Genomic DNA, 13563 nt, shown 5'->3' with positions numbered 1-13563 from the left:
TTTACGAAAGCCAAGCAGCAGTGTAAGCCGTTTACGTATTTTGGAGTCGTACTGAAATTTGGAGGTGTTGTGGTGATGAAAGGTTACCAAGTCGCAGTACTCCCCGGGGATGGGATTGGAAACGAAGTCGTACCAGCTGCTGTCCGTGTCCTTAATGCAGCAGCCGAGTTGCACGGCGGGCTCAAGTTTGACTACCAAAATTTCTCGTGGAACTGTGCCTACTACCTCGAACATGGCCGGATGATGCCAGAAGATGCGCTCGATACACTGTCGACTTTTGACCTCATCTTTTTGGGTGCAGTTGGTTATCCAGGCGTACCGGATCACATTTCGTTATGGGGAATGCTCATCCCGATTCGCCGTCATTTTCAGCAGTACGTAAACTTGCGCCCAGTAAAAACACTGCGCGGCGTAAAGTCTCCGCTTTCTTCAGAACATGCGAAGGACATCGACTTTGTTGTGGTCCGTGAAAACAGTGAGGGCGAATACTCGAACATGGGTGGTCGCATTCACGAGGGGACACCGTTCGAGACCGCTGTCCAGTTGAGCTACTTTTCCAAAATGGGCGTCGACCGCACGCTCAGGTATGCATTTCAGCTCGCGCAGTCCTCCCGGCGGAAACGTTTGATGGCTGCGACCAAATCGAACGGGATCATCCATACCATGCCGTTCTGGGATGAAATGTGTAAGAGCATGATGAACGACTACCCAGATGTGGAAACCAGACTGATGCATGTCGATGCCTTAGCTGCGTATTTTGTGCTCCATCCGGAGGAACTTGATGTCGTCGTTGGGTCTAATTTATTCGGGGATATTCTGACTGACCTTGGTGCCGCAGTGATGGGAAGTATCGGTATGGCACCTGCTGCAAACATCAACCCGGAGAGAAAGTATCCCTCGATGTTCGAGCCTGTGCACGGCTCCGCACCGGATATCGCAGGTCAAGGGATTGCGAATCCCATCGGGCAGATATGGACCGCCAAGATGATGCTCGATTTCATTGGCGAAGAAGAACTCGGCGCACAGCTCCTCACTGCGATTGAACAGACTTTACAAAGCGAAATCAAGACCCCTGATTTGGGTGGACGGGCTACGACGGAAGAGATGGCGCACGCTGTCATTCAGAATCTCTACCGAAAGTGATTTTTGATATGGCCAAAGGGGGCAGCTAAGTCTGTCTCGGCACAGAGTGTTCATACCGAACGTCATTCCTGAAGCGGTGGCAAACGATTTGGCCGCTCGATTTGATAGAGACTATCGTGATGACGAACTTCCTCCGACAAAGCAAGATTTACAAGCCGGTTTCGCCGAGGCGGAAGGGGTACTGTGCTATTCGCGCATTGCCATACGCAAGGAGAGTTGCGGAAGCGGATGCCTATGTAAAACAAGGCAAGTGGGAGTACTGGACGCCACACCTTCTGCTTGGCCGGGACATCTTCGGTGCTACGCTTCTTGGCATCATCGGTAGCAGTCGTCGTGTACGAGCAGGAACCTCCTCCCTCGACGAACCGGTTGTTGCAGTTACCTACGGTTGTCACAACGCCGCACATCGGCAGCGCGACACATGAGACTCGACTGAAGATGGCCATGCTTGCAGCAAAGAACCTAACCGCTGTGCTCACGGGTGTATTCCCTCCAAATATCGTGAATAGGGAACTGTGGACAACCCCTAACCCATAGCGACGTACGACTAAGGGTTCCGCTTGTGTAAATGAAAATCATGCAGAATCCAAGTTTTTGTAACCCCGTTGTTGATAAAACACCGCAACGTCGACTGGGACTTCCTGAGGAGATTGCAGAGGCCGTTTGTTTTTTAGCATCTCCTGAATCCTCGTTTATCACAGGTGCCACGTTGCATGTAGACGGAGGATTTCTGGCAGGACACCCGCAAATTGTTCCAAGTGAATGAGCACAAAAGGAGAGGTTGCAGACAGTGGCGCTTGACGATGAAATCAGGACTTTTTTAGACCAATTAAAAGAACAACAAGCAATACCGACCTATGAAATGTCACCGCAAGCTGCCAGGCAGGCACGTCTTGAGGCACTTCATGCGACTGAGGAAGTGATACCAAAGCGAAGTGTACAGAGCGTCCTGAACTTGACAGTACCCGGCGAGGACGGAGAGGTGCCCATCCGAGTCTATCGACCCAGTCTGTCCAAGCCTCGCGGAGCACTTGTCTATTATCACGGAGGTGGATGGGTGCTTGGCAATCTTGATACCGTCGACGACACATGCCGTGCACTTTGTGACCAAGCAGGGTATGTGGTTGTATCGGTGGACTATCGTTTGGCGCCGGAACATAGATTCCCGGCTGCTCTTGAAGACTCGTATCTGGCCTTACAGTGGGTTATAGAGCATGCGCTAGAGCTTGACATTGCGAGAGAAAAGATAGTTGTCGGCGGCGACAGTGCAGGAGGCAATATCGCAACTGTCATGGCACTGAAAGCTTTCGAGGAAGGGAAGAACTTGCTCGGGCAACTGCTCGTGTATCCTATCACGAATTATAGTTTTGAGACCGCGTCCTATGAGGAGAATGCGAGCGGTTATAACTTGGAGAAACGGGGTATGGAGTGGTTTTGGGACCATTACCTTCGCCATCCTGATGATGGCCGTAACCCATATGCCTCACCCTTGTTGGCAGAAGACTTATCCGGCCTTCCTCAGACTTTTGTGCTGACAGCACAATATGACCCACTGCGTGACGAAGGGATTGCATACGTGAAACGTCTCCGTGAAGCGGGAGTTCCTCTTCAGCATGTTCATGAGAACACGATGATTCATGGCTTTTTTACAAATTATTGGGGGGGGAAGCGTAGAGAAGCTGCTCTCCACTATGCGGCTGACTGTTTACAGAGGTGGGCTTCGGATGATGAATCGTAATCACGAACCAGTGGGAAGGAAAAGCAGTTTCGCCTGATGTTTTATGCAAGCTTCGTTTTGGTAACATGTTTACAGAGTTTGCAACATGGTAGATAGCGTTTGTCATATTCAAGGGTGGTGCAGCTTTTCAATGAGAACCGACGAATCATTCACACCTAAGCCGCGTATTTTGACCTTTGGCGAGCCACTCGTGGCGATGGTTCCCGATGCACCCGGGGTTGTATCGCCGATGCATCAGTTTCGTCCGTACCCGGTCGGAGCAGAGTTAAACACTGCGGTTGGTTTGGCACGTTTGGGGCTTCACCCTGTGGTTGCGTGCTGTGTTGGAGCAGACCCATTTGGGTCTCTTATCCGGTCCGCTGCACGATCTGAGGGTATCGATATCAGTGAGGTACAAGTGTCAACTGCAGGATCAACAGCAGTGATGTTTAAGCAACGGTCAGGGTTACAGATGAATACGAGTGTTTACTACTATCGCAGTGCCTCACCCATGGCAATGGGTGAATGGAACCCCGAAGCCGTGCAAGAGCGTATTGTCACAGACAACTTTGACTGGGTGCATGCCACAGGGATAACTTGGATGATTAGCAACCAATGCCGAAATGTTGCGACGGACTTGTTTCGGATCGCGCACCAACGTGGAGTTCCTGTGTCGTTTGACATCAATGTGCGCTTAAAACTCGCTGCAGCTGAAGGATGGAGGCAATTAATCCAAGAGGTTCTTCCGTTCGTAACGTGGCTTTTTATTGGGGATGAAGAAGCTGATTTGTTGTTCGCAACGACTCACGCTCGTGAGATTGAGGCTGAGTGTCTAAACCATGGCTTCAATGGAGTAGGTGTGGTTGTGAAGCGAGGTGACAAAGGAGCAACGGTCAGCACTGGCGGAACAGAAATAACGGTCTCAGCTCGTCGAGTCGCGGCGGTGGTTGATACGGTCGGTGCCGGCGACGGCTTTAACGCCGGGTTCATCGCAGGTTTGTTACGGGACGGGAGCGTCGATGAGGCACTGTCACTAGGGACAATTGTTGGCGCATATGCAGTTACCAGTATTGGTGATTATCATGGCTATCCAACATGGACAGAAGCTTTGCAAGAGCTGCGAGGTATCCAAGGTGTTCCAAGATAAGTAAACAGGAAATCTTCTTACTGTAGATCTTGCGATCTGTATATCTGTGATCTGTATATCTGTGATCTGTATATCTTACGATGCCTTACCGTATATCTTCCGAAGCCGAGGACAGTCTATCATTGGAAAATGCAAACCAACTCGGCGGAGGGATCTGTGTGTCAGACGTGAAACTTGCTGTCATTTACTACAGTTCTACAGGAACAAACCACAAGATGGCGAATGCTGCAGCTGATGCGGCAAAAGAAGCCGGAGCGGAGGTGAGGGTCCTCAAGGTGCCAGAGCTTGCTCCTGAGGAAGCCATCGCATCGAATGCGGGCTGGAAGGCTCACCATGAAGCGACGAGGGATGTTCCTACAGCCAGCGCTGGGGACATCGAATGGGCCGATGCCATTATATTTAGTGTGCCGACCCGATTTGGCAATGTTCCATCCCAAATGAAACAGTTCCTTGACACAATGGGGGGGCTATGGGCACAGGGGAAGACCGTGAATAAGGTTGTCAGCGCCATGTCGAGTGCCCAAAACCCACATGGCGGTCAGGAAGCCACAATTCTGAGCCTGTACACGAGCATGTATCATTGGGGCACAATCGTCGTCGCCCCTGGCTATACAGACCAGTCTTTGTTTGGCGCAGGTGGGAATCCTTACGGTACAAGTGTGACGGCAGTGGAAGACGGATCGATTGACAACTCCTCGATTGCTGCCATCAAGCACCAGGCCAAGCGGGTCGTCACAGTTGCAGAGTGGGTGAAGGCAGGCCAGTCCCGAGGGTAATCTCCGCAAGTCGCAAGAGGCTCAAGGATGGAAGGCAGGAAAAACTGGGATAAGCTCACTTTGCATGCCGGAACGTCATATCAAAACGTTGAAACGGGCCGTTTCCATTCGGGAAGCGGCTTTTTGTTTTTCGTGTTAACTGCCGCTGTGCCAGTGCTGATGCAGGATTGTGATGTCCGAAATCGAAACATTACGTCAAAAGGGAGGGACGTTACGTGGCCAAAATCTCGTATGAATCGCTGTATGACCTGCATTTCAGTGGGGAACCTGTGTTATCGCCGACGGGGAATGAGTTTCTTTACGTCCATACAGTCATGGACAAAAAGGCAAATGGGTATCGGTCTGTTATCCACAGATATAACCTCGAGACAAGAGAGGACTCCTTGCTCACCTACGGAGGTGCATCTGCTGGCAAGGCTGTACAAGATAAAAACCCAGTGTATTCCTCTGGTGGGAATACGATCTCATTTGTGTCTAACCGTAGTGGAAAACCTCAGGTGTACCAGTTCTCTAAAGCGGGGGGGGAAGCGAGGCAACTGACCGAGTTTCCAGAAGGCGTCAAGTCATACGCTTTGAGCCCTGACGGGGAACACATGGTGATTGCTGCACGAAGCGAGACATCGATGCCGGTTGAAGCAGAGAAGATACCTGCAGCAGATGTGAGAGTCATTACGCATCTGCGCTACCACGGCAACGGAGAGGGATTCTATGAAGGGAAACCGGTGCACCTATGGTTGTTGACCGTTTCAACCGGTGAGATACGACAGTTGACATCTGGTGCTTACAGTGAGACTGAACCGACATTTGCTCCAGACGGACAGTCCATCGCGTTTGTTTCTTGGCGATCCGATTTTGAACAAGAAGTTACGCCTTCTATCTATCAACTTAATATTGCAAGTGGAGAAATGAACCGGGTCTATGAAGGGAAAGGGATGACCTCTGCCCCGGCATATTCACCAGACGGCAGGTGGATTGCTTTCTTTGGACATCGAGATGGGGAGCGGAGTGGAACGAACAACTGTTTATGGGTCGTGTCGATCTCGGGCGATGAGTTGCACTGCCTGTCAGCGTCGCTTGATCGGCCGCAAGGGACCCAAGTTGGGACAGATGCTCGTTATGAGACCGGCAAGGCAGTTCCAATATGGTCAGCAGACAGTAGGGCCATCTACTTTACAGCGACATCTGAGGGAAATGCGAAAGTTTATCGTGCATCCATCGAGGGGGATGTCCGCTGCGAAACTCTCGGCGAGAATCACGTTGTCACCTCCTTTCACGTCTTAGACGGTACATCGCTTGTCGCAGCGGAAGAGTCGCCTGTATGCCCGGCAGAGATATTTCTCTATGTGAACGGCACGAAGGAACAAGTTACACATCACAATGCTGAGTTTCTCAGTCAATATGAGGTAAGTACCCCGGAACCGTTTAATATTACGGCTCGGGACGGGCTCAGTATTCCCGGTTGGATTCTTCGCCCGGTCGAATTTACAAAAGGACAAAAATACCCGTTAGTCCTCGAGATCCACGGAGGGCCGCATTCTTCTTATGGGAATGCCTTTAACCATGAATTTCAGCTCTTAGCAGCGCACGGCTATGTTGTATTGTACATGAATCCAAGAGGCAGCCATGGGTACGGTGCGGAGTTTGTCAAAGGGTGTGTCGGAGACTGGGGTGGTGGAGACTACAACGACCTCATGGATGCGATAGACGAAGCTATCAAACTGCCTTATGTGGATCCGGACCGACTTGGGGTCACGGGCGGTAGTTATGGGGGCTACATGACAAACTGGATAGTTGGGCATACCGACCGTTTTAAAGCGGCTGTGACTCAGCGGTCGATTTCAAATCTCTACAGCATGTTTGGGACCAGCGATATCGGGTTTTGGTTTAATAAAGTTGAACTCGGAGGTGCAGACCTGTGGGATGCCGAGGAGTTCATTATGAATAGGTCACCAATTCGCTACGCGAAAAACGTGAGCACCCCCACCAAAGTGATTCATAGTGAGGAAGACTACCGCTGTCCCATGGAGCAAGCAGAGCAGTGGTTCACAGCCTTAAAGCGACTCAATGTCGCCACGGAGTTTGTCCGTTTTGCCGGAGAAAATCATGACTTGTCACGAAACGGGAAACCTTTGAATCGGATCTCTCGCTTGAAGCACATCTTGGAGTGGTTCGAAAAATATGTTCGGTGACCGGAGGGATTGGGTTCGCTCGTAGAGCAAGCATGGTACTTCACCGAACTCAAAGATGCAAAACAGCCCCTTCCTCTCGGCGTTGCGCCGACGGAAGCGGGCTGTTTTTTCTCATTCATTTTTCTCATTCAGTCAGGACAACGTCCCTGTATTCATTCAACGCGCCTTCATTCGGTCAGGACACCTTTATTCGGTCAAGACACCTTCATTCAGTCAGGATACCTTCATTTTGGACGGAACTAGCAGGTGGGTCTGTCTTAGCAACACCCTTCCCCCAAATTAGGAGCAGTGTGGCGACCGTGAAGTAGAGCACAGTATTTGGACCAAACTCAAATACGTTCTCAACACCGTTGTGAATGACGATGGCTACAAGGCCGATAAATGCGCCAATCGCTACGTATCTGTTTCTGCCTTCCATACGCTTCACGGTTTTCTTAAACACCTCGCGCAGGAGTGCCAAATGCATCGCCATGAACAGGACCAAACCAATCAGTCCAGATTCGCCAAGCACCTTCATGTAGTAGTTGTCGGAATAGATGCCAAGCCCGAAATCCGAGGCGACTTGTCCACCGTAATGTCCCATCCCGGCACCGAACAACGGGTTTGCGGACATCAGGTTAAAGGCGATGCCCCAACGTTCAAGTCGACCTCCTTGCTGGGCTTTCAACAAGTACACGGGTGAGAACAGGTCTACAAAACGATGATGAATTGGCGGCAAGAAGAAGGCAACAACACCGAGAAACAATACAACAATAAGAAACTTTCGATTGACGAGTGCCGCTACAATGACCAGTGCCAAGCCAAGTGCGAGAAGCGATCCTCTGTCATATGTGAACAGGTGCGTCCCAAAACACATGAAAAAACCGATTCCGTACATCCATTTGCGCCAACGATTTCGTTCATAGAGAAAGAGTCCCACAAGGAGTGGTTCAGTGAGGGCCATATAAGCCCCAAGTTCATTTGGACTTGTAATAATCGAAAATACCCGGGTGCGCAGGTGTTCGTTGACATCAGTCCAACCTTTGGGAATTGGAACAGCAATCACATACTGAAACAGACCGTGCACGCCGACTAAGATGGCGAGCGCAACGATAGCGTGGAAAAGTTTCGGTACGTCTTCAGGTTCAACAACAAACGGGATCAAAAAAGCAAACAGCATATAGAACACATCTGCCCTGTAGCCGTCAAACGCGATGGTTGGCTGGTTGAAACTTGCAAACATCAAAGCAAGACCGTAAATCATGTACCATCCTGCAAACTTGTACCAACCAAATCGTGGTGCGCTATGCCCGGCAAGGAGCTTCCTTAATGCTTGCCATGCAAGAACGAGCAGAGCCAGAATGCTCCATATGGAGCCGATGATGTGCAGGTGGGGTAGGTTTCGAAGCCCGAAATCAATGAGCGGGAAAAACGTGATGGCGTATACAGACCAACGTGCCATCCGATTGGCAGCCAACCCTCCGCGGGAAACAGACTGCACATCGGCTCGTGGAGAAAATGATTTGTGATGCGCGCTTATATCGGTCGATGTCAATGGGTCTCCTCCGTTCGAAACAGTTCACTTGTCAGAATACCACGATCATGTTAAGAAAACATGGCGATGTATGAATCTTGTTCTCATAGACACATCATGAGAGGTGTGTGATAGTATCGATACTGTACGATCCGATATCAGCTCGATACCGACGGGCGCGGCAACGCGTACTAAAGTCGAATTTGAGCCACAAACATCAAGTAAAGGGGTGAACGGTTATACATTCCTATTGGTTTTGGATTGGGAGGTTTCCGGTACGTACATACAGTACAATCTTCGCGGCGGCTTTCCTCCTCGGACTCGGTGTGACACTGTATTTTGCCCGGGTTTACGGAGAAAAAGGAGACACGGATCACTGGTGGAATTTGGCACCCCTCTGCCTGGTCTTTGGGATCGTCGGAGCTAGGTTCTGGCAGGTCTTCTTCTTTGACTGGTCGTTTTACAAGCAAAATCCAGGGCAAATTATCGCCATATGGAATGGGGGATTGTCGATCCAAGGTGGATTGGCAGGAGCCATTATTGCTGCGATCGTCTATCTGTGGCGACACAAGAAAAGTGTGTTGCACTTCTCAGATATCTCCGTACCAGGGGTAACGCTTGGGATGAGCATTGGCCGCGATGCGGATTTCATGAACGCTAGTGCGTATGGGAAGCCAACTGGACACAGTTGGGGTGTGGTTTTTCCGCCCGGTACACTTGCACATGATGAGTATGGCGCGCAACCGCTTTGGCCGGCCGTCATTTGGGAAGCACAGGTGGACATTATTCTCCTCGCCATCCTGTTTATTCTGTTCCAACGGCAGAAGGGTTGGCCAAGAGGGTTTGCTTCAGCCTACTACGTGATTACCTACAGTGTTATAAGGTTTTTCCTCGAGATCTTACGCGGAGACTCTCCTCGATTTGCTCTCGGGTGGGATGCCGCCCAGTACACAGCTGTTGTTACATTTGTGCTCGGGATTGTACTCCTCGTTTGGGTGTTCTGGAAGAACGGTGACAAGCGGATGTTCTACACCCGTCCGAACAACGGTGGCACCACAGAATCCAAATGACAGTCGGACAAGCACATGATATGAATGCAAAGGCCGTACCTTCTGAGGTACGGCCTTTCAGATGGTCCAGAAAGCCACTTTTCGAGGCTTTCTATCAATGTTCTGTTGACTTATGAAGACTCGTCCGATGAGTGCTCGTCATTCGGGAAATTGTCTTGGTGGGCGGTATTTGGCGGTTTGCTGAATCGTCTCCAAATCAAACGGACGAGAATCAGAATTGAGAATGCGATGATGTCAGTGAGCAGGTACACATCCCCGGTCGACAGCACAATTTTTCGAGCCAGGACCAACAGCACAAAGTCCATCAGTCGATGCGGAGACAGTGTCCGAAGTAAATCCAAGAGTTCGTAAACGAGCAGAATGGAAAAGAGATCGTTAATGATAGCGCGAAAACTGGCAAGAATGGACTGAGGGTGGACAACGATGCCTCCCCATTTAACAAGAAAGCCAATGATTCCCCAAACCAGAATGACGAGCATGATGGTAACAATGGCCCAGCGGACATAGACTGTAGCCTTTTCAGTAATGGAGACAATATTTCGTCGGTTCACAGTGTCCTCCTGATAAAGAGATCGAAGATTAGTATTGCCAAGATCGTCGTGAATCAAGAATGTACCACAAGCGATTATAGAAAAAAGGAGGGAATATAAAGATTTGAGGATACAGACAGTTGACGTATAATTGGAAGACTCAAATGGGGAAAAGTTTGGGAAAGCAAGGAGTTGGTGTTCGTCATGGCATCAGGCGGCCAGAATCGAAGCAACATTCGTCCGGGGCTTGAAGTGGATATCGTGTTGAAGAAAGACCAGCCCACGGGGAAATTGACGCGAGGCATTGTAAAGGACATCCTCACGAACTCAGCCAATCATCCAAGAGGCATTAAAGTACGTTTACAAGACGGTCAGATTGGTCGTGTCCAAAATATTGTTGATAAGTCATCGTGAGAAACAAACGGGCTGTGAAAAGCATACCAAAAAGCCTCCGACGTAAGTCGTCAGAGGCTTTTTTCACCCTTAACCAGGGTTATAGAACTTTGGTAGTCCAAGACTCACCATTCCAGACGTCTGTCACGATGTCCTGATAGAAGTCCGGCTCGTGAGATATCAGCAGAATGCTGCCTCGATACGCCATTAATGCACGTTTTAGTTCCTCTTTCGCATCGACATCAAGGTGGTTTGTCGGTTCATCAAAGACCAGTACATTCGACGGCTTGTTGATGAGTTTGCAAAGCCGAACTTTGGCCTTTTCTCCACCGCTAAGCACTTCCACTTTGCTCTCGATATGCTTCGTCGTGAGACCGCACTTGGCAAGTGCAGCTCGCACCTCTGCTTGTCCCATATGGGGGAACTCTTGCCACACCTCTTCAATACACGTTCTGTCCGGGATCTGCTTCGGTTCCTGCTCAAAGTAACCAATCTCAAGGTAGTCGCCGCGCACGACCTCTCCGGACAGCGCAGACAGCTCACCAAGCAGACTTTTCAGCAACGTTGTCTTACCGATACCGTTCGCACCGACAAGCGCTATCTTCTGACCCCGTTCCATTCGCAGATTGAGCGGACGAGACAACGGGCTGTCATAGCCGATAACCAAGTCACATGTTTCAATGATGGTTTTACTCGGTGTCCGAGATTCCAAGAAGTTGAATACCGGCTTTGGCTTCTCTTTCGCGAGCTCTATGACGTCCATGTTATCGAGCTTTTTCTGCCGCGACATAGCCATATTTCGTGTTGAGACCCGGGCTTTGTTCCGAGCCACAAAGTCTTTAAGCTCTGCAATCTCCTGCTGTTGTCTCTTGTACGCGGACTCCAGCTGCTGTTTCTTGACCTCGTAGACCTGTTGGAAGTTTTCGTAATCTCCCACGTACCGATTCAGGTCCTGGTTTTCCATGTGATAGATGATGTTAATCACGCTGTTCAAAAACGGAATATCGTGCGAGATGAGTACAAATGCATTCTCGTAGTCTTGAAGATACCGTTTTAGCCAGACAATATGCTGTTCGTCCAAGTAGTTTGTCGGTTCGTCGAGCAGAAGGATGTCCGGTTTCTCTAAGAGTAACTTCGCTAACAGTACCTTGGTTCTTTGCCCTCCGCTGAGGTCTTCCACGTCCCGGTCGAGTCCGATCTCGTTCAAACCCAAACCTCGAGCGAGTTCCTCGACCTTCGGATCAATCGCGTAAAAGTCCTGATGCGTGAGGAGTTCTTGAATGACACCGACTTCTTCCAACATTTGATCGAGTTCCTCAGGCGATGCATCTGCCATCTTTTCGTACATCAGGTTCATTTCTGACTCAAGATTGAACAGGTACTGGAAGGCGCTGCGGAGCACGTCTCGAATCGTCTGTCCACGTTCGAGGACCGCGTGTTGGTCCAAGTACCCGACTCGGACATTCTTCGCCCACTCAATTTGGCCTTCATCCGGTGCCAGTTTTCTTGTGATGATGTTCATGAAGGTCGACTTACCTTCGCCGTTTGCACCAATCAAACCAATATGTTCGCCTTTTAACATCCGAAATGAAACATTGTTAAAAATGGCTCTGTCACCAAAGCCATGGGTTAGGTTTTTCACGGTTAAAATGCTCAATGGTTTTAACGCCCTTCGCTGTGGAATGTCATGCCGCTGTTTGACGAATGAAATGCGACTCTTCGATTCTGCGGTGCATGGTCTATGATCGTCAAGAGGGGAATCTGTACAAGCACAAAAAAACGAGGTGCCGATACGAAATGTCAATTCGCACCGGCCATGGCGGGAGTGTCGAGTTGCGGTCTACAGAATGGCCACTCGAGCGGTGACGCGTTGTTGTCACAAAATGACCTGCACTTTTGGCGTATCGAGTTGCTACTGCGTGATGGCTTGCAGGATCAGGCTTGACACAGCCACGAGCGCCCATGTCGAGAGCCCCATTAAAAGCGGGCGATGCCCCGTTTTCATGAGAGAGCGGAGGTTGGTATTTAATCCAATCGCCGCAAGGGCGACGGATACAAAAAATTCGCCAAGCAGGCTGATGTTGGTTGCAACGGTGTGTCCAAACAGGCCAAAGGTATCGAGCGCTGCCATAGCCACGAAACCCAGAATGAACATTGGGAACTGGATACGGGTTTTGCGACGCGGCATGTCGTCGACCAGAGCATGCTCAGGCCCAGCCTCTGAATGTTCCACCGTGGCAGCTGTTTCCAATATGTGTTGATTTTGAGTCTGTTTTGCCGTCATGAATGCAAACCAAAGGCTCACAGGGATAATCGCCAGTGACCGGGTCAACTTCACCACAGTTGCGTACTGACCTGCTGCATGAGAAAACGAGTAGCCTGCGGCAACGACTGAAGATGTATCGTTAATTGCCGTGCCAGCCCACATTCCAAATTTCATGGACGAAAAGTGAAACATATGTCCAATCAAGGGGAACAGGAAGACGGCAACAACGTTAAAGAGAAAGATGGTCGAAATGGCGTACGCAATCTCGCCTTCTTCTGCGGCGACAATCGGGGCTATCGCGGAAATTGCAGAGGCACCGCAAATGCTCGTGCCGACGGTGATGAGTCGGATAATGTTCCTGGGCAAGTGGAACATCTTTCCGATCAGCGTGCCGCCCGTCAGGGCAACAGCGAGAGAGCCAATCATGACCCAAAACGACTGGCTGCCTGTCTTCCATACAACGTCTAAGTTTAAATTCGCACCGAGCAATATAATGGCGAATTGAAGTACCCGCTTGGCTGTAAAGGAGACACCTGGTTGTGTACGCACGGGATTTCGTAAAACGCCTCGGAGTAAGATTCCTAATACAATCGCGATGATGGGGGCACCTACGACAGGGAGGAGGTGGCCGATGAAGGAAGCGACGATAGCGATGACACAGGCAGCAAGGAAGCCCGGCAGCAAACGACCGGGGTCTTTCAGTTGTTCAAGCAACGACATATCACAAATCACTCCTTGTGGTGCACTCCTTATGGTGCATCTTGAATGAATCGATAATCAGGAGCGGACCCTTACATATATCCGGCAACAGCAAGCGCG

The 13563-nt window shown here is 50.2% G+C and carries 13 protein-coding genes; 9 read left to right on the top strand and 4 right to left on the bottom strand.

Features of this window, described 5'->3' with window-relative positions; all coding sequences use genetic code 11:
- Positions 1-75: 75 nt before the first annotated feature.
- The 7 genes from AN477_RS21045 (at position 76) to AN477_RS21015 (ending at position 6972) form a co-directional block, all read left to right on the top strand.
- Positions 76-1143: a tartrate dehydrogenase gene (locus AN477_RS21045; RefSeq protein ID WP_054971279.1), complete on the top strand. Its 1068-nt coding sequence runs from the start codon at positions 76-78 to the stop codon at positions 1141-1143.
- 119 nt (positions 1144-1262) lie between these two features.
- On the top strand, positions 1263-1568 hold the full coding sequence (locus AN477_RS21040) for a hypothetical protein (RefSeq protein ID WP_054971153.1): 306 nt from the start codon (positions 1263-1265) through the stop codon (positions 1566-1568).
- A gap of 143 nt (positions 1569-1711) precedes the next feature.
- Positions 1712-1909, top strand: a complete 198-nt coding sequence (locus AN477_RS21035) for an SDR family oxidoreductase (protein WP_054971152.1) — start codon at positions 1712-1714, stop codon at positions 1907-1909.
- A 24-nt stretch (positions 1910-1933) separates the two neighbouring features.
- On the top strand, positions 1934-2881 hold the full coding sequence (locus AN477_RS21030; RefSeq protein ID WP_054971151.1) for an alpha/beta hydrolase: 948 nt from the start codon (positions 1934-1936) through the stop codon (positions 2879-2881).
- Between the two features lie 130 nt (positions 2882-3011).
- Positions 3012-4007, top strand: a complete 996-nt coding sequence (locus AN477_RS21025; protein WP_054971150.1) for a sugar kinase — start codon at positions 3012-3014, stop codon at positions 4005-4007.
- 158 nt (positions 4008-4165) lie between these two features.
- Complete coding sequence (wrbA, locus tag AN477_RS21020) at positions 4166-4783, top strand: NAD(P)H:quinone oxidoreductase (protein ID WP_054971149.1); 618 nt, start codon at positions 4166-4168, stop codon at positions 4781-4783.
- Between the two features lie 215 nt (positions 4784-4998).
- A complete protein-coding gene (locus tag AN477_RS21015; RefSeq protein WP_054971148.1) occupies positions 4999-6972 on the top strand; it encodes a S9 family peptidase in 1974 nt (657 codons plus the stop codon).
- Positions 6973-7177: 205 nt separating this feature from the next.
- Here AN477_RS21015 and AN477_RS21010 read toward each other — a convergent pair whose 3' ends face one another.
- A complete protein-coding gene (locus tag AN477_RS21010) occupies positions 7178-8506 on the bottom strand; it encodes an O-antigen ligase family protein (protein ID WP_157062102.1) in 1329 nt (442 codons plus the stop codon).
- Between the two features lie 218 nt (positions 8507-8724).
- Here AN477_RS21010 and lgt point away from each other — a divergent pair, with 218 nt between their 5' ends.
- A complete protein-coding gene (gene lgt, locus AN477_RS21005; protein WP_054971147.1) occupies positions 8725-9555 on the top strand; it encodes a prolipoprotein diacylglyceryl transferase in 831 nt (276 codons plus the stop codon).
- Positions 9556-9665: 110 nt separating this feature from the next.
- Here the strand turns inward: lgt and AN477_RS21000 are convergent, their stop codons facing one another.
- Positions 9666-10106 (bottom strand): hypothetical protein, encoded by a 441-nt coding sequence (locus AN477_RS21000; protein WP_054971146.1) that lies wholly within the window; start codon positions 10104-10106, stop codon positions 9666-9668.
- A gap of 183 nt (positions 10107-10289) precedes the next feature.
- On the opposite strand from AN477_RS21000, the gene AN477_RS20995 reads away from it, so the two are divergent.
- Positions 10290-10499, top strand: a complete 210-nt coding sequence (locus AN477_RS20995; protein WP_054971145.1) for a YwbE family protein — start codon at positions 10290-10292, stop codon at positions 10497-10499.
- 79 nt (positions 10500-10578) lie between these two features.
- Here the strand turns inward: AN477_RS20995 and AN477_RS20990 are convergent, their stop codons facing one another.
- Both AN477_RS20990 and AN477_RS20985 read right to left on the bottom strand, forming a co-directional pair.
- Positions 10579-12135 (bottom strand): ABC-F family ATP-binding cassette domain-containing protein, encoded by a 1557-nt coding sequence (locus tag AN477_RS20990; RefSeq protein WP_054971144.1) that lies wholly within the window; start codon positions 12133-12135, stop codon positions 10579-10581.
- A gap of 255 nt (positions 12136-12390) precedes the next feature.
- Positions 12391-13464 carry a YeiH family protein gene (locus tag AN477_RS20985; RefSeq protein ID WP_054971143.1) on the bottom strand — a complete coding sequence of 358 codons (1074 nt, stop codon included), beginning with the start codon at positions 13462-13464 and terminating at the stop codon, positions 12391-12393.
- Between the last annotated feature and the right edge of the window lie 99 nt (positions 13465-13563).

It is taken from the genome of Paenalicyclobacillus ferrooxydans (genome assembly GCF_001399675.1).
In the GTDB taxonomy this organism is placed as follows: domain Bacteria; phylum Bacillota; class Bacilli; order Alicyclobacillales; family Alicyclobacillaceae; genus Alicyclobacillus_B; species Alicyclobacillus_B ferrooxydans.
The sequence above is the reverse complement of the archived record's forward strand: the minus strand, read 5'-3'. Positions and strand labels throughout refer to the sequence as shown.

Excerpts from the sequence above, each read along its gene's own strand:
- AN477_RS21045 (WP_054971279.1), top strand. The coding sequence starts at position 76 with ATGAAAGGTTACCAAGTCGCAGTACTCCCCGGGGATGGGATTGGAAAC.
- AN477_RS21040 (WP_054971153.1), top strand. The coding sequence starts at position 1,263 with ATGACGAACTTCCTCCGACAAAGCAAGATTTACAAGCCGGTTTCGCCG.
- AN477_RS21035 (WP_054971152.1), top strand. The coding sequence starts at position 1,712 with ATGAAAATCATGCAGAATCCAAGTTTTTGTAACCCCGTTGTTGATAAA.
- AN477_RS21025 (WP_054971150.1), top strand. The coding sequence starts at position 3,012 with ATGAGAACCGACGAATCATTCACACCTAAGCCGCGTATTTTGACCTTT.
- AN477_RS20995 (WP_054971145.1), top strand. The coding sequence starts at position 10,290 with ATGGCATCAGGCGGCCAGAATCGAAGCAACATTCGTCCGGGGCTTGAA.
- AN477_RS20985 (WP_054971143.1), bottom strand. The coding sequence starts at position 13,464 with ATGTCGTTGCTTGAACAACTGAAAGACCCCGGTCGTTTGCTGCCGGGC.